The sequence below is a fragment of the Nonomuraea sp. NPDC005650 genome (genome assembly GCF_040605375.1).
Lineage (GTDB): Bacteria > Actinomycetota > Actinomycetes > Streptosporangiales > Streptosporangiaceae > Nonomuraea.
Window position 1 is genome coordinate 15,847 of record NZ_JBEXCR010000065.1, and the last position, 15,828, is coordinate 31,674.

The window sequence follows — 15,828 nt, forward strand, 5'->3', positions numbered from 1 at the left end:
GTGCGGTGTGCCTACCCGGGGTCCGGTGTGTTCGGGGTGACCAGGCCGGTTTCGTAGGCGAGTACGACCGCCTGGACCCGGTCGCGGAGCTCCAGCTTGGACAGGATGCGCGCGACGTGCGTCTTGACCGTCGTCGGGCTCAGCACCAGGCGGTCGGCGAGCTCGGCGTTGCTCATGCCGGTCGCGAGCAGGCGCAGGACCTCCAGCTCGCGCGGGGTCAGTTGCGACAGGTCGCCGTGGACGCCCTGGACGCCGCCGTGCGCGGTCTCGTCGCGGCGGGCGAAGCGTTCGATCAGCCGGCGGGTGATCGTCGGCGCGAGCAGCGCGTCCCCTGTGCGCACCAGGCGCACCGCGGCCACCAGGTGCTCGGGGGAGACGTCCTTGAGCAGGAAGCCGCTCGCCCCGGCGGAGAGCGCCGCGTAGACGTAGTGGTCGAGATCGTACGTGGTCAGGATGAGGACGCGGGTCACGCCCGTGCCGCCGGACAGGATCTGCCGGGTGGCCTCGATGCCGTCCAGCCGCGGCATCCGTACGTCCATGAGCACGAGATCGGGCCGGGTCCGCCGGACGACCGCGACCGCCTCGACGCCGTCGGCGGCCTCGGCGACCACCTCGATCCCGTCGGCGGCCAGGATCATCCCGAACCCGCTGCGCACCAGCGCCTGATCGTCGGCGATGACCACGCGCGGCGCCTCGTTCACGCCGTCCATCGTAGGCGCGCTCTCGTCAGGAAGCCTCCGCCGCTGCGCGGCCCCGCCTCCAGGGTCCCGTCGTAGAGCGCCAGCCGTTCGCGCAACCCGATCAGCCCCCGGCCCTGGCCGGCCCCCGCACGCGGCGCGGGGGCGCCCCCGCTGTCGGCGACCTGGATGTCCAGCCAGTCGCCGGTGTGGCTGATCGCCACCGACACGGCGGCGCCGCCCGCGTGCTTGATCGTGTTGGTGAGTGCTTCCTGAACGACGCGGTAGACCGCCAGGCCCGCTCCGGGCGGCACCGGACCCTCCGGCGTGCTGATCTCGGCGCTGACCGGGACCCCGGCCGCGCGCACGCGCTCGATGAGCGAGTCGAGCTGGTCGAGCCCCGGCTGCGGTTCGAGAACGTCGGAGCCGGTGCCCGAGGCGGCCAGCAGCCCCATGACGTGGCGGAGCTCGGCCATGGCGGCCCTGCCGCTGGTCTCCACCGCGAGCATGGCCTGCTTGGCCCGGTCCGGCGCCGTGTCCATCACCTTGCGCGCCGCTCCCGCCTGGATCACCATCACGTTCACGTTGTGGGTGACGACGTCGTGCAGCTCGCCGGCGATGCGCGAGCGCTCCACCTGTATGGCCTGGCGGAGCTTTTCGTCGCGTTCGGCGAGCTGTTGCCGCCAGAACCGGACGAAGCTCGCCATGACCCCCGCGCTGAGCAGCACCACGAAAGGCCCGAGCCAGCTCGGCAACCCCGCGACGGCGTCCTTGAAGGCCGCACCTGCCAGAACGCTGGCCAGAACCAGGCCGCCCAGCGCCACCAGCCGGTTGCGGCTGTAGGCGACCGCTCCATAGGCGGCGATGGCGCAGCTCGCCACGGTGACCCAGGTCGCCTCGTCGTCGGTGGCCAGGGCGGCGAGCAGCACGACCCAGAAGGCGGTCAGCGGATACATCCGCCGTACGGCCAGCGGCAGCGTCGTCAGCGCCACCACGAAGAGCAGACCGGGATCGACCGTGCCACCGTCGGCGGGCAGGTTGCGGGGCAGGACGGGCGGCTGCGGGGGAGTGGGCAGGTCGGGCAGAGGTGGGGGAACGGGCAGGTCGGGCAAGGACGGGGGAGCGGGCACGACAGGCCGGGGGGAGGGCGGCAGCCGCAGGAGGTCGACGCTGTGGACGGTGTCCATGGAGGCCGCCGCCACCACCGCCAGCGCGGTCAGGACGGCCGCGAGGAGGAGGTCGGCCAGGAGCGCGTGACGTGAGGGCCTGCGCTCCGCGAGGAGCATGTCCTGCCATCGCCTTTTGATCAGTGACACCTGCATATTGTCCTGTTCGTGGCGTATTGGCGGCATCGGCGGAGCGGAGTACATCTCAAGGATGACGCCGCCGCCGATGTCGTCGTCGCGGCCGACGCGCGCGGAGATCGCCGGACCCTAGCGTCAAAGCCCATGACTCACCGAATAGGGCGCCTTGCCCTCGCCGCACTTCTCGCCCTGCCGGTCGCCGCCGCGTGCGCCGCGTCCGCCTCGGCCGCCGCCCCGGGCCAGGGGAACCCCGCGCGTGGCTCCACTCCCCAGACCGTCGCCGCGCGGGAGGCCGCTCTCCACATCCCCGAGCCGACGGGCAAGCTGCCGGTCGGCGTGACCTCCCTCCACCTCAAGGACACCTCTCGCCCCGATCCCTGGGTGCCCAGCGTGAAGGCGCGGGAGCTCATGGTCTCGCTCTGGTATCCGGCGGCGAAGGCCGGTGGGGCGCGGGCGGCGTACATGACGGTCAAGGAGTCCGAGCTCACGTTGAAGGAGGCGGGCGTCTCCGGCGTACCGGGCGACCTGCTCAGCAAGACGCGGATCGACGCCGTCAAGGACGCCAAGCCGGCGGCCAAGGGCCGGCTGCCCCTGGTGATCCTCTCCCCGGGCTTCACCAAGCCCCGCTACTCGCTCACCGGCCTGGCCGAGGACCTGGTCAGCCGGGGCTACGCGGTGGCCGTCATCGGGCACACGTACGAGAACGTCGCCACGAGCTTCCCCGATGGGAGGGTCGCCGAGTGCGCCGCGTGCGAGGTGCCGCATGACGCGGCGTTCTGGACCAAGGTCGGGCAGGTCCGGGCGGTCGACGTCACCTTCGTCCTCGACTCGCTGCTGGCCAGATATCCCAAGTTGATCGACCGATCCAAGATCGCCATGGGCGGCCACTCCGTGGGCGGCGCGGCCTCCGCACCCGCCCTGCTGAAGGACTCCCGGCTGCGCGCCGGGATGAACATCGACGGCACCATGGACGTCTCGGTCCCCAGCGGCGGGCTGGCCAAGCCGTTCCTGCTGCTCGGCACCGAGGTGAGGCACAGCCCGGGCAAGGACTCCTCCTGGGACCAGACCTGGACGAACCTCACCGGCTGGAAGCGGTGGTTCGTCGTGACGGGCACCGAGCACGCCTCCTTTACCGACATCTCCGTGCTTTCCGAGCAACTCGGCATCGACGACGGCGCAGACCTGCCCGCCACCCGATCCCTGGAGATCACGCGCGCGATCGTCGCGGCCTTCTACGACCAGCACCTGCGGGGGAAGGCGCAGCCTCTCCTGAACGACCCGGGGTCGCGCTTCACGGAGGTCAAGCGGGTGGGCGGCACGAGCTAGAGCTGTCCCTGTCGCGGTCGCATCAGATGGAGGTCCTCGCCCCACGCGTCCAGCACCGCACCGTGCCCGGCGCTGCGGGCCGCCGCCTCGACCTGGGCGAAGAGACGCCGTTGGAGAGGTACGTCGCCCGTTCCCGAGATGCGGTTCACGGCGTCGGCGGCGTCGAGGCGGGCGGCGAGCAAGTGTCCGTCCCGGTCGTTCTTGGCGGAGCGGTAGAGGGAGTTGGCATAGGCGTCGAGCCACTGACCGCAGTCCCGGGACGCCTCATCGGCGTCGAGCCGCGCCTTGGCTGCCAGGATCCGGGCGATGCCTCCGTCGAGCCGGTCGAGCACGACTCTGGCGCGGGCGAGGGCGTAACGCTCGAAGCCGGGCATTCCCGCGGCCCGGAACTCGGCGAGGGTGATGATGGCGAGGTCGAGTTCGGGGGTGCGGTGGCCGGTGAACCGCGTGAGGTCCGTTGCCGTGTCGTCGGCGAGGATGACGTACAGATCGTGGTCGGAATGCTCGGTGAGCATCTCGTCGTGGGCGTGGGAGCCCTTGAGGACGAGCCCGGCGACGGCGGTCGGGGTCGACGCTTCGGCCGGGCAAGGAGCCAGGCGATCACGCTGATCGCCTGGCCCCGATGATGATCGTAGAGCTCGTCCTCAGTGCCTGGCCTGCCGGAGGTCGTTCTGGCCGGCGGCGCTGAGCCGGGTGGCCGGGTGGCTCACAGGCCGTGGCCGCAGGTCCCGTAGAAGCCGCCGTCCCAGCTGAAGCAGTGCTCCCAGACGATCGGGACGCCCTCCTCGGTGTAGGCGACCCACCGCGACGCGGCGTCGGCCGGGGCGGCGGTGACGGTGCTGATCGCGGCGGCACTCAGGACCCCGGCCATGGCGATCGCAACCCGCCTGGCAATTCCGGAAAATCGTGACATATCTATCTCCCCTCGTTCGGTCAGGACAAGATCGAGTCCAGCAGGGGCGTCCTGTGACTGGCTTGGATCGTCTTGCAGGCGAGTTGGAACGCCTCGGGGGCGATTCGCGTGGCGTCGGCCCCGGGGGCTCACTCCGGATCCGGCAGGTCCATCGACGCGAGCCTGGCCGGGTCGGTCACGACCGAGAGGCCGGTGATCCGGCCGTCGACGACGGTGAACGCGATGACCGAGAACGGGCTGCCGTCCGGGCGCCACGACACGAACCCCGGAAGGCCGTTGACGTACACCGCCTGCCCCCGTGTGGCGGCGGAGGCGGACCACCGCGCGCCGGCGGCGATCTTGGTGGCGCCGAGGATGACGATCTCGCCCTGCGGGGTGTCGACGGTCAGCCGCACCTCGGGGTCGAGCACGCGCAGCAACCCCTCGAAGTCGCCGCTGCGGGCCGCCGTCAGGAAGGCCTGGACCACCTCTCGCTGCCCCCGCCCCACGGCCGCCGGCCGGTCGGTCGCCTGCACCTTCCTGCGGGCGCGGCTGGCGAGCATCTTGGTGGCGTCGGCGGACTTGCCGAGGATCCGGCCGATCTCCTCGAACGGCACCGCGAACAGGTCGTGCAGCACGAACGCCAGCCGTTCGCTCGGCCCGAGCGACTCCAGGACGACGAGGAGCGCGAGCCCGACCGAGTCGGCGAGCGCCACGTCGTCCTCCGGCGCGGGGCCGTCGTCGACCGTCACGACGAACTCGGGCAGCTGTGCGTCGTAGGACGCCTCGGGGTGGGTCTGGCGGGATCGCAGGACGTCGAGGCTGATCCGGCCGACCACCGTGGTCAGCCAGCCGGAGAGGTTGTGGATGGTCGCGGTGTCCTGACGGGACAGCCGCAGCCAGGCCTCCTGGACCGCGTCCTCGGCATCGGCATGCGATCCGAGCATGCGGTAGGCGACCGCGCGCAGCCGGTCGCGCTGGGCCTCGAACGCCTCGGCCACCGGGTCCCTCGGGCTGGTCTCGGACATGTTGTTACCTTCCTCGGAGCTGCTCCGTCATGGGGATGACGGGCCCGGACGGGCTCAGGTAACCGATGAAGGAGCAAGACTGATGGAAGCACGTATGCAGAGCCCGGCGAACCCCGACGTGTTCACCGCGATCCAGCACCTCTACAAGGCCATGCAGGCCGGTGGCGTCGACCCGGCCGTGCTGGAGCTCGTCCACCTGCGCGCCAGCCAGATCAACGGCTGCAGCCCGTGCGTCTTCGCCGGGGTCGCGTCGGCCAAGAAGCGCGGAGAGACCGACGAACGGCTGCACAACGTGGTCACGTGGCGCGAGACGCCCTTCTTCAGCGAGCAGGAGCGGGCGGCGCTCGCGCTGGCCGAGGCCGCCACGCGGATCCAGGACGGCGCGCCGGGGGTCACCGACGAGATCTGGGACGCCGCCGCGGCCCAGTTCGACGAGAAGCAACTGTCCTCGATCATCCTGAACATCGCGCTGACGAACTTCTTCAACCGGATCAACCGTACGATCCGGGAGCAGGCCGGCAAGACCTGGTGAGCCCGCCTGGCGTGCAAGTTACGGCCGGTTCGAGATCTGGCCGGTCGTGACCTGGGCCATGAAGCGTCTCAGCGCGCGCGGACTCCGGATCACGTGCAGTTCCGCGTCACCGGCGTAGTGGGCGATCGCCGTGAGGAGCAGCGGCCGGCTCCGGCGGCGGTAGGCCCACACCCACAACCAGAAGTCGGCGCGTTCCCGGGAGCGGCGGATCGCGCGCCAGGCGCAGCGCCAGAACGAGAAGTCCAGCAGGATGACGGTGTCCGCCGCTCGGAGCCGGACGTCCAGGACGTCGTACGGGCCGAGGTCGCCGTCCATGATCCAGGCCTCGGCCCGGACGAGGTCACCCTGGACGGCCGCCCACCGATCGGGAGGCGTCGCTTCGAGGTCTGGCCCCCAGAAGTGCTTGTCCAGCTCGATGACGGGGGATCCGGTGATCGCGCCCAGCCGGGCCGCCAGGGTCGATTTTCCCGAACCGCCACGCCCCAGGATCACGACTCGTCTCATGGCTGTCATGGTTCCAGACCGGTTTTCGGGACGTGGGGGCGTCATGCCACGGGGGCCGTGCCGTCGGGACCGGTCCCGGCGGCACGATGGAAGATTGCGTGAACATGACGCGAGACCACGGGCCCACGCCGTCCGGCCAGGATCACGAACCGCCTCCGCCTGACGCCCCACCGCCAGACCAACAGTCCGGTACGGCAGAACAGGACACCGCCGCGACCTGGACACCTCCATCGGCTCGACCGCGAACCGTGACGATCGCCTCGACGTTGTGGATCTGCTTCGGGTCGGTGCTGGGCATCGTCATGGTCTACTCCGCCCTGGGTCCGCGACAGCCCATGGAGAGCGTGGACCTGTTCCCCGTGGCCGTGTGGATCGGGGTCGCGGTGGCCTTCATCGTCCTCGCGAAGTTCATGCGGGAAGGGAGTGATGGCGCCCGAGTCGCGCTGACCGTACTGGGGTCCATGTTTCTGCTGACCTTGTGGCCCGTCCTGTTCGTCATCCCGGCGATCGTGCTGCAGTTCCGGCCGACCAGCAGCGCGTGGTTCCAGGCCGTCAAGATGACCGCGCCCGGGTTGGACCGTCGGATGCCGTAGGCGTCGACCGCGCCGCTACGGTGCTCCCGTGGCTGACATTCACGAACTCATGGTCGCGATGGACCTGCGTGGCGACCTGTCCGAGACCGAACTCGCCGAGTTGCGCTGGCACGTGGGCCTCGGCTCGCGGCCCGAGCACATCACCGAGAAGACGATCGTCGTCAACGAGGTCCTCGACCTGCTGGACGACGAGCAGCAGCCGGTGCGGAACGAGAACGGCGACTGGGTGATCAAGGAGTTCCCGCAACCGGCGTGGGACGACGGCGCGCCGTACGCGGCCTCGAAGCTGCCCGGCGCCGGCGGCTCGATCCTGGTGCGCGCGGATGACCACCACGACGAACGCTGGGCGCTGACCTGCCGCTGGGAGATCCACCCCGACGGGCATGCCGAGGTGGCCAGGCTGATGGACTGGCTGGCCGCCCGGCTCCACAAGGACGAGTCCTTTTTCGGTTACCAGCGCTGGTACGAGGACGATGGGCCGGAGTTGCTGGGCGTCCGGGACGGGACGGTGGTGGCGCGTCGCGACGGCGGGTTCGTGCCGCCGTTCTGGGCCGAAGCCGACGAGGACTGACCGATCGATCGCCAATGGACGGCCCGAGAGGCGTCCCGGTCAGGGGCGAAGGCGTGGGCAGACGGGGGCGCGTCAATCCATGAAGGTAACGCGAACGATCAGCACAAGGCGCAGATGCTCCGCGACAATGAAGTTGAGGAATCCACGGCCGCCGAACAGATCAAGCGTTCGAAGACCTCCCCATGCAGTGGGCCTCTGCCGGCGCGGGTCGCGTCCCTTCCGAGGACTGCGAGTTGGTCGGCAAGCCGCTCAACCTCAAGGATGACGGTCGGCGGGAGCCCAGCAATGACATGTTCAGTGTCGGGGTTGTACTCCCACGTCCAGGCGTCACTCACCGACGGCCTCTCGGCGCGCGGATGCCGTGATCTCGCTGATTTCGGCCAAGGCCGACTCCAGCTTGGCTCTGTCGGTAGCAGCGGCGACTTCTGCTCCAATGCCTGCAGCCGGGCCGCCCAGGCAGGGTGGCGCTGGATCGCCACGAACTCGCCCCACTGCTGCAGGAAATTCTGCAGAGGTGCCACGGTGCTCTGCCGCGCCGCCTGCTCTGTCGCCTGGTCGAGGTGGTCAACAAACTGGCCGAGGTAGGCCGGAGCAATCTGAGCAACTGCCGCCCGAAGGGCGGCGGTGGTCAATGGCGGGCGGGGGATCAGTGCCTCGCCGTCTTGATGCGGGGTGGACATAGTTGACCTCCAAGCTGTACGCGTCCACGCTACCTATACCTCTGAAGCCATACCACCCTAGAAGCGCAGGTCGAAGGCTCTGGTGTAGGTGGCTGGCGTTCTTCACGTTGTCGGCGGCGAGATGTCGGGATCGCGTAATCGTCAGGGTAGATCTCTGCCGGATGATGAGCCCGGCCTTCCAGTTCGACTCAGGCGTCAAGACGTGCCGCTGGACGATTGGCACACCGAGTCATGAATACCGTTCCTTCAGGCCCAGAGGGCCTTCGCCTCCCACCTAAAAGTGGGAGCACTGGCCCGCATCGCCGTAGATGCGGCTCCTCCCAACCAGTTGTTGCGCCCGAAGCCAATGGACGGCCCGAAAGGCATCCCGGTCCGGGGTGGGCTCCAGCGGGATATCCACCCAGTGGGGCAACGGGTGGGGGAGCCTGGCCCACCTGCCCGTTGCCCGGATGGGTTTCTAGTAGCGGGTGTTCAGGGCCGCGTACACGTTGATGCGGGGCGTCGTGACCTCGGCTTCCGCGCTCGTGTACGTGATCGGCTTGCCCGTGCGCTTCAGGGCGTCCACCATGCTGTCCACCCCGGCCCGCGGCCGCTTCTGGTGGAGGAGGGCCAGGGCGCCGGCCACGTGCGGTGATGCCATGGAGGTGCCGTTCAGCGTCGCGTACGTGTTGCCCGCGATCGCCGCCTTGATGGACACGCCGGGCGCGAACACGTCCACGAGCGTGCCCCGGTTCGAGAAGGCGGCCACCGCGTCCTGCTTGTCCGTGGCGCCGACCGAGACCGTGTTCGAGACGCACGCGGGCCACGACACCGCCGAGTCGAAGCCGTTGTTGCCGGAGGCGACCACCGTGGCGGTGCCTTTGGCGAGGAGCTTGTCGACCTCGGCCTTGAAGTCGGCCCCGTCGCCCGTGTCGCAGGACTCGGTGTACTGGCCGCCGCCCAGGCTCAGGTTGACGGAGGCGATGTTGTACTGGTCCGCCAGCAGGTCCGCGTACGCCATGCCGGTCAGGATCGACGAGTCGTACGCGAGGATGCAGACGGGACGGCCCGCGCAGTACGGGGAGTCGTCGAAGCGGCTGAACACCTGCACCGGCACGATCCTGGCCCTGGGGGCGACGCCGTCGGCCGGGAAGTCGGCGGTGGCCTGGCCGGCGGCGATGCCGGCGACGTGCGTGCCGTGGTAGCACAGGCCGTACTGCGGCTGCGGAGCCCCCGTCATGCAGGCGGCCGTCTCCGCGTCGGCGGCGCCGTCGCCGATCTGGAACGGGCTGCCGTTCGGGCACAGCGGCGTGGAGTTGTCGGCCGGGTCGGCGGCCGAGAAGCAGGCCTGGGCGACGATGCGGTCGCCGAAGGCGGGATGGTCGTCGTCGATGCCGCTGTCGATGATCGCGACGGCCGTGCCCTTGCCCGTGACGCCTCGGCGGTGCGCCCGGTCCGCGCCGATCAGCGGGATGCTCTCGACGAGCGAGGGCTCGTTGAGCCTGTCCTTGCGGATCGAGACGACGTCGGACTGCTCGGCGATCTTCTCCAGCTCCGCCCGGGTGCCCCGGTAGACGAAGAAGTCCAGCTTGCCGGCCACCTCGGAGGGCGGCTCCGCGGCGACGTTCCGTCTGTCCCGCTCGACCTCCTCCGCGTTGGACTGCACGGACCTCATCTGTGCGGGCTGCCGTACGCGGACGATGGTGCGGTACTCGCCGGTCGCGGCGATCGCGGGGTCGATCTTGGACTCGGGGTCGGCCAGGGCGGGTGTGGCGACCAGCGTGGCCGAGGTGGCGGCTAACACGATGGTGCCGGCCAGCAGAGACAGGAGTCTCAACTGTTCCTCCGGGGGGTTGAGGGGTCGAGGGGAGTTGAGGGGTGTTTGTTGTTAAGAGTAACGATTGTTGTAAGAAAGCAGAGAAAAGGGCCGGATCCCGCCGATCCGGCCCTTGTGGCCGGCACCCCGCCGTCCGGCCCTCGCGGCCGGACCCCGCCGGTCCGGCCCTCCCCACGCCGATCAGGCGCGGGCGCCCGCGGTTGCGCGCTCGGCGTCGATCCGCATCGTGGTCACAGAGGTTCCCGCCGCGTCGTACCGGATGGCCTTGCCCGTCTCCTGCAGCCGCTGCAGGCTCTGCGCGACCGTGAAGGCCGGGTACGCCTGCTTCATCAGCGCGAACATCCCCGCCACGTGCGGCGCGGCCATCGAGGTCCCGCTCTTCTCCCCGTACGTGTTGTCCGGCACGGAGGACTTGATGTTCACCCCCGGCGCGAACAGGTCGAGCAACGCCCCCCGGTTGGTGAAGGCGGCCACCGCGTCGGAGTCGTCGGTGGCGCCCACCGCGACGGCGGTGGAGATGCAGGCGGGGGAGGCTACGCCGTTCGCGAAGCCGTTGTTGCCCGCCGCCACCACGGGGGCCACGCCCAGGCCCACCAGCGTGTCGAACTCGGGCTTGACCGCGGCGACGGACGCGTCCGTGTCGCAGGCCTGGGCGTACGGGCCGCCCCCGCCGAGGCTCATGTTCACCGACGCGATGTTGTGCGTCTTCGCCACCCGCGCGACGTATTCGAGCGCCAGCTTCTGGTCGGAGGTGTAGCTGAGGAAGCACGGCGGGGAGGTGCCGCCGACCAGGCAGGTCATCGGGCTGTCCACGCGGCTGAAGACCTGGATCGGCAGGATGCCGGCCTCGGGGGCGACGCCGTTGGACGGCGCCCCCGTGGCCAGCCGGCCGGCTGCGATGCCGGCCACGTGCGTGCCGTGGGTGCAGACGTTCGCACCCCTGATGACGCACTGGGCGGTCTCGGCGTCGGCGGCGCCGGGACCGGTCTGGCTGGGCTGGTTGTTCGGGCAGAGCGAGACGGTGCCGTCGCCGGCGTCGGAGGAGGAGAAGCACGCCTCGTCCACGATCCGGCCGGCGAAGAACGGGTGGTCCCGGTCGATGCCGGTGTCCAGGACGGCGACCGTGGTGCCCCTGCCGGTCCAGCCTGCCTGGTTCGCCCGGTTCGAGCGGATGAGGGCAGTGCTGACGTCAAGGGCGGGCATGCGCAGCTCGTCCTTGTAAACGGACTGGACGCGGTTGTCCTTCTTGAGCTTGGCCAGCGTGGGGCGGTCCACCTCGGCCACGAAGAAGTGCGGCGACTGCGCGGACTCCAGGACCCGGCTGCCCTCGGACGCCTGCTCGAGATCGCGTGCGACGGCCTCGACGCTCTGCCCGGGTTTGAGCTGGATGATGGAGCGGACCCTGGACTTCGCCTCGACCTCCGCGGCCAACGACGGGCTGATGACCGGATCGCCCGAGTCGGCGCGGAGTGCCGGGGCCGTACAGAGCCCGGCGACGGTTGCGGCCAGCGCCGTGGCGCCGGCCAGCAAAGTTCGTAGCCTCACTTGTTCCTCCGAAGGCTCCCGGCTGGCTTACAGCCGCATACATCCCCACCTGCGACAACTGTGATGTCGGTGGCATATGGAGCCCAGAGCAACGTTGGAGGCTTTTTTGCCTTCCTGTGGACGTTGCAGCCTAACGCTGGCTATTTCACGGTCTTCGCCGCCTTCCGTAGTGCCGCCGCGGTCGACTTGGCGTTCAGCCGCACCTTCTCGCCGGTGGTCAGCTTCTTGGTGCCGTTCGTGCCGTGCGCCCAGTTCAGCCAGGACGTGAGCAGCGCGCTGTCCAGCTTGGCCTTGCTGGCCTTGGTGTTCTTCAGCACCCGGTACGCCTTGCCGAGCGACGAAGCCTTCGTGACCTCGGGGAAGACCTTGCTCGACTTGCCGATCAGCTTGAGGTAGCAGGTGAGCGTGGCGTCCGGGATCGTGCCGCTGCTGCGGTGGATCTCCACAGCCCACTGCTTGGCCGACAGCTTGGTGGCGTTCGTGCCCCGCGTGCAGACCTGCGCGGTGGTCTTCGGGGTCGGCGTGATCGTCACCGTGACGGTGACCGTCGGCAGCGGGACCGGCGTGGTCGAGGGCGTGGGATCGGCCGGGTCGTCGGGCTCGGGGCTGGGGCCGCTGCTGTCCGACGGGTCGGGATCGGGGGCGGGGTCCTCGGTCGGCACGACCGGGGTCTGCGTGATGGGCGGCTGCGGCGAGGCGCCGGCCAGGGCCGCCGCCAGGTCCAGGCGCGGCGTGCTGACCTGCTGCCCGTTGGCCTGGTACGAGTACGGCCGGCCGGTCGTCTTCAGCGTGTTGATCAGATCGGCCATCGGCGTCTGAGGCGAGGACTGCTTCATCAGCGCCAGCGCGCCGGCCACGTGCGGGGTCGCCATCGAGGTGCCGCTGTGGACGGCCGTCTGGTTGTCCGGCACGGACGACTCGATGTCCACGCCCGGCGCGAACAGGTCCACGATGGCCCCGCGGTTGGAGAAGTCCGCGATGAGGTCGCTGTTGTCGTTCGCCCCGACGGCCACCGCCGAGGAGATGCAGGCCGGGTACGACGCCCCCTCGAACGACTCGTTGCCCGCGGCCACCACGGTCGCGATGCCCTTGGCCAGCAGGGCGTCGATCTTCGGCTTGAAGATCGCACCTTCCTCGCCGGCGTCGCAGTCGGTCTCGGACAGCTCGCCGCCCAGGCTGAGGTTCACGGCGGCGACCGGCTCGCTCAGACCGGCCACGTAGTCCATGGCCTGCCGCAGCGACGACTCGAACGCCAGCAGGCACGAGGGCTCGCCGCAGACGTCCTCGTCGTTGACCCGGCTGAAGACCTGCACGGCCACGATGTTCGCGCCCGGCGCGACGCCGCCGGTGCCGGCCGCGATGCCCGCGACGTGGGTGCCGTGCTCGCACAGGTTCGTGCCGTCGGCCAGGCACTTGGCCGTCATGGCGTCCGCCGCGCCCGCTCCGGTCTGCGAGGTGTCCCCGTTGGGGCAGAGCGACTCGACGCCGGCCTCCACGGCGGAGAAGCAGGCCTCGGCCACGATCCGGTTCCCGAACCACGGGTGGTCGCGGTCGATGCCGGTGTCCAGCACGGCCACCGCCTGCCCGGCCCCGGTGAAGTTCTTGGCGTGCGCCTGGTCGGCCCCGATCAGCTTGAGATTGGGGCTCACGTCCACCGGCGCGTACGTCCTGTCCCGGTGGATGGACGTGACCCGCGGATCCTCGGCCAGCTTGGCCAGCTCCTCCGCGGTGCCCTCCACGACCATGAACGGCTGGCTCTGCGGCTGCAGCACCACGTCCACGCTTTCGGCCACCGCCAGGCTCGCGACGGGCGCGTGCTGCGCCGGGTCGGCGAGCTCGACGATGGCCCGCACGGAGTCGCCGTCGACGCCTAACCCCTCCTCCACCTTGGCAGGGGGCTCACTGGCGTCGGGCGTCGGCTCTTCCGCGGTCTGGGAGACGCTCGGGCTTGGGGTCGGATCCTCCGCGTACGCCGGCGCCGACAAAGGCAGCAGGGCTAACGCGATCGAACTCACGATCAGGGGGCGAAGTCGCACGCGTCCTCCGAGAGGGGGATGATCTCGGAGTTTAGGGTGATTTTTCGGATAGAGACAGGCCCCGGGGCCGGTTTCTCACCGAACTCTCAGCCAGCGCACCTCAGACGTTCAGCGTGTCCCCCTCGTGCGTGAGCCACACCGTGCCGAGCGGCGGCACCCGCAACGTGGTCGAGTGCGGCAGCCCGTGCCACGGCTCGTCGTCGGCCTCGACCACGCCCATGTTGCCCACGCCGCTGCCCCAGTAGTCGTAGGCGTCGGTGTTGACGATCTCCGACCACTGGCCCGCGTAGGGGAGGCCGAGCCGGTAGCTCTCGTGCGGCCCGCCGCTGAAGTTGACCACGCACGCCAGCGCCGACCCGTCGCCGGCATAGCGGACGAACGAGAACGTGTTACCGGAGGCGTCGTCGGCGTCGATCCACCGGAACCCCTCGGGTTTGGAGTCCTGATCCCACAGCGCGGGGGTCTCCTTGTAGATCCGGTTGAGGTCGCGGACCAGCCGCTGCACGCCCTGGTGCCCGTCGAACTCCAGCACCCACCAGTCGAGCCCGCGCTCCTCCGACCACTCCGAGCCCTGGCCGAACTCGCCGCCCATGAACAGCAGCTGCTTGCCCGGATGCGCCCACATGAACGCCAGCAGCGCCCGCAGCTGCGCGAACCGCTGCCACTCGTCCCCGGGCATCTTGCCGAGCAGCGACCCCTTGCCGTGCACGACCTCGTCGTGGGACAGCGGCAGCACGTAGTGCTCGGAGTACGCGTACAGCAGCGAGAACGTCAGCTGATGGTGGTGGTACTGGCGGAAGATCGGCTCGTGGCGCAGGTATTCGAGCGTGTCGTGCATCCACCCCATGTTCCACTTGAATCCGAACCCGAGCCCGCCCAGGTGCACCGGACGCGAGACCCCCGGCCAGGCCGTCGACTCCTCGGCGACGGTCGAGATGCCCGGAGCCTCCCGGTAGGCGACGGAGTTCAGCTCCTTGAGGAACTCGACCGCGTCGAGGTTCTCCCGGCCGCCGTAGACGTTCGGCGTCCACTCGCCCTCGCGCCGCGAGTAGTCGAGGTAGAGCATCGACGCCACCGCGTCCACCCGCAGCCCGTCGATGTGGAACTCCTTGAGCCAGAAGAGCGCGTTGGCCACCAGGAAGTTGCGCACCTCCCTGCGGCCGAAGTCGAACACGTACGTGCCCCAGTCGGGGTGCTCGCCCCTGGCCGGGTCGGCGTGCTCGTAGAGGGGGGTGCCGTCGAAGCGCGCCAGCGCCCACTCGTCCATGGGGAAGTGCGCCGGCACCCAGTCGAGCAGCACGCCGATGCCGCGCCGGTGCATCAGGTCCACGAAGTGGCGGAACTCGTCGGGCGTGCCGAACCTGGCCGTCGGCGCGTAGTAGGACGTCACCTGGTAGCCCCACGACCCGCCGAACGGGTGCTCGGCCACCGGCAGCAGCTCCACGTGGGTGAACCCCATGTCGACCACGTACGCCGACAGTTGCTCGGCCAGCTCCACGTACGACAGGCCCGGCCGCCACGACCCCAGGTGCACCTCGTAGACGCTCATCGGGCCGTCCTGCGGATGGTCCTCGTCCCGGTCCGCCATCCACTGGTCGTCGGCCCAGGCGTAGGCGGACCGGTCGACCACGGAGGCGGTCAGCGGCGGCACCTCGGTGCGCCGGGCCATCGGGTCGGCCTTGTCGCGCCACACGCCGTCGGCGCCCAGGATCTGGAACTTGTACCGCTCGCCCGCGTCGATGCCGGGGACGAACAGCTCCCACACGCCGGAGCGGCCCAGCGACCGCATCGGGTAGGCGGTGCCGTCCCAGTGGTTGAAGTCGCCGACGACCCGGATGCCGCGCGCGTTGGGCGCCCAGACGGCGAACGCCGTGCCCTCGACGTCCTCGTGCTTCATCACGCGGGCGCCGAGCGCCTCCCACAATCGTTCGTGCCGCCCCTCGCCGATGAGGTGCAGGTCCACTTCGCCGAGCGTGGGCCAGTGCCGGTACGGGTCGCGGATCTCGTACGCCTCGTGGTCGGCGTACTTGACGCTCAGCGTGTAACCGGGCACCTTGTCCAGGCCGGGCACCGTGACCTCGAACACCCCGTGGGCCTGGTGTTTCATGTCGTGGGCCGTACCGTCCTCCAGCACCACCCGCACCCGCTCGGCCAGCGGGCGCAGGGTGCGGAAGACCACCCCGCCGGACGCGGGGTGCGCTCCCAGCACGGAGTGCGGATCGTGGTGTGCTCCACCCGCGAGGCGGTCGAGCTCTGTCCTCATCGGCATGCTCCCAACCTTGCCCTATGATGACCGTCCATCCCAGGCACTGCCCGCTTTCACC

15 protein-coding genes are annotated in these 15,828 nt (G+C 70.1%); 4 read left to right on the plus strand and 11 right to left on the minus strand.

The features are described 5' to 3' along the window. Positions 1-11: 11 nt before the first annotated feature. Together ABZS69_RS60340 and ABZS69_RS60345 are read right to left on the minus strand one after the other, a co-directional pair. The gene (locus ABZS69_RS60340) at positions 12-701 is read right to left on the minus strand and encodes a response regulator transcription factor (RefSeq protein ID WP_355391892.1); all 690 of its coding nucleotides are present in this window, start codon (positions 699-701) and stop codon (positions 12-14) included. Continuing rightward, positions 698-1,993: a histidine kinase gene (locus ABZS69_RS60345; RefSeq protein ID WP_355391895.1), complete on the minus strand. Its 1,296-nt coding sequence runs from the start codon at positions 1,991-1,993 to the stop codon at positions 698-700. The genes ABZS69_RS60340 and ABZS69_RS60345 overlap by 4 nt, the downstream gene beginning before the upstream one ends. Before the next feature lie 132 nt (positions 1,994-2,125). Here ABZS69_RS60345 and ABZS69_RS60350 point away from each other — a divergent pair, with 132 nt between their 5' ends. After that, positions 2,126-3,307 carry an alpha/beta hydrolase gene (locus tag ABZS69_RS60350; protein ID WP_355391898.1) on the plus strand — a complete coding sequence of 394 codons (1,182 nt, stop codon included), beginning with the start codon at positions 2,126-2,128 and terminating at the stop codon, positions 3,305-3,307. Here ABZS69_RS60350 and ABZS69_RS60355 read toward each other — a convergent pair. The 3 genes from ABZS69_RS60355 to ABZS69_RS60365 all read right to left on the minus strand — a co-directional run bounded on the left by ABZS69_RS60355 (position 3,304) and on the right by ABZS69_RS60365 (position 5,227). After that, positions 3,304-3,822 carry a hypothetical protein gene (locus ABZS69_RS60355; RefSeq protein WP_355391901.1) on the minus strand — a complete coding sequence of 173 codons (519 nt, stop codon included), beginning with the start codon at positions 3,820-3,822 and terminating at the stop codon, positions 3,304-3,306. The genes ABZS69_RS60350 and ABZS69_RS60355 overlap by 4 nt on opposite strands. 191 nt (positions 3,823-4,013) lie before the next feature. After that, complete coding sequence (locus ABZS69_RS60360; protein ID WP_355391904.1) at positions 4,014-4,220, minus strand: hypothetical protein; 207 nt, start codon at positions 4,218-4,220, stop codon at positions 4,014-4,016. A 128-nt stretch (positions 4,221-4,348) separates the two neighbouring features. Next, entirely contained in the window at positions 4,349-5,227 is an 879-nt protein-coding gene (locus tag ABZS69_RS60365) for a sigma-70 family RNA polymerase sigma factor (RefSeq protein ID WP_355391907.1), read from the minus strand. 82 nt (positions 5,228-5,309) lie between these two features. Between ABZS69_RS60365 and ABZS69_RS60370 the strand changes: the two genes are divergently transcribed. Then, a complete protein-coding gene (locus ABZS69_RS60370) occupies positions 5,310-5,759 on the plus strand; it encodes a carboxymuconolactone decarboxylase family protein (protein WP_355391910.1) in 450 nt (149 codons plus the stop codon). A gap of 18 nt (positions 5,760-5,777) precedes the next feature. Here ABZS69_RS60370 and ABZS69_RS60375 read toward each other — a convergent pair whose 3' ends face one another. Further along, entirely contained in the window at positions 5,778-6,263 is a 486-nt protein-coding gene (locus ABZS69_RS60375) for a hypothetical protein (RefSeq protein WP_355391913.1), read from the minus strand. A 248-nt stretch (positions 6,264-6,511) separates the two neighbouring features. On the opposite strand from ABZS69_RS60375, the gene ABZS69_RS60380 reads away from it, so the two are divergent. Continuing rightward, entirely contained in the window at positions 6,512-6,856 is a 345-nt protein-coding gene (locus tag ABZS69_RS60380) for a hypothetical protein (RefSeq protein WP_355391915.1), read from the plus strand. Positions 6,857-6,884: 28 nt separating this feature from the next. Then, entirely contained in the window at positions 6,885-7,427 is a 543-nt protein-coding gene (locus ABZS69_RS60385) for a hypothetical protein (RefSeq protein ID WP_355391918.1), read from the plus strand. Positions 7,428-7,525: 98 nt separating this feature from the next. Here the strand turns inward: ABZS69_RS60385 and ABZS69_RS60390 are convergent, their stop codons facing one another. From ABZS69_RS60390 to glgB, 5 genes are all read right to left on the minus strand, one after another. Continuing rightward, a complete protein-coding gene (locus ABZS69_RS60390; RefSeq protein ID WP_355391921.1) occupies positions 7,526-8,107 on the minus strand; it encodes a hypothetical protein in 582 nt (193 codons plus the stop codon). 457 nt (positions 8,108-8,564) lie between these two features. Next, positions 8,565-9,923, minus strand: a complete 1,359-nt coding sequence (locus ABZS69_RS60395) for a S8 family serine peptidase (protein WP_355391924.1) — start codon at positions 9,921-9,923, stop codon at positions 8,565-8,567. Positions 9,924-10,103: 180 nt separating this feature from the next. Beyond that, positions 10,104-11,468: a S8 family serine peptidase gene (locus ABZS69_RS60400; protein WP_355391927.1), complete on the minus strand. Its 1,365-nt coding sequence runs from the start codon at positions 11,466-11,468 to the stop codon at positions 10,104-10,106. Positions 11,469-11,608: 140 nt separating this feature from the next. Further along, positions 11,609-13,504 (minus strand): S8 family serine peptidase, encoded by a 1,896-nt coding sequence (locus ABZS69_RS60405; RefSeq protein ID WP_355391930.1) that lies wholly within the window; start codon positions 13,502-13,504, stop codon positions 11,609-11,611. 100 nt (positions 13,505-13,604) lie between these two features. Further along, positions 13,605-15,767, minus strand: coding sequence for a 1,4-alpha-glucan branching protein GlgB (gene glgB / locus ABZS69_RS60410; RefSeq protein WP_355391992.1), 2,163 nt, complete (start codon positions 15,765-15,767; stop codon positions 13,605-13,607). Positions 15,768-15,828 lie beyond the last annotated feature (61 nt).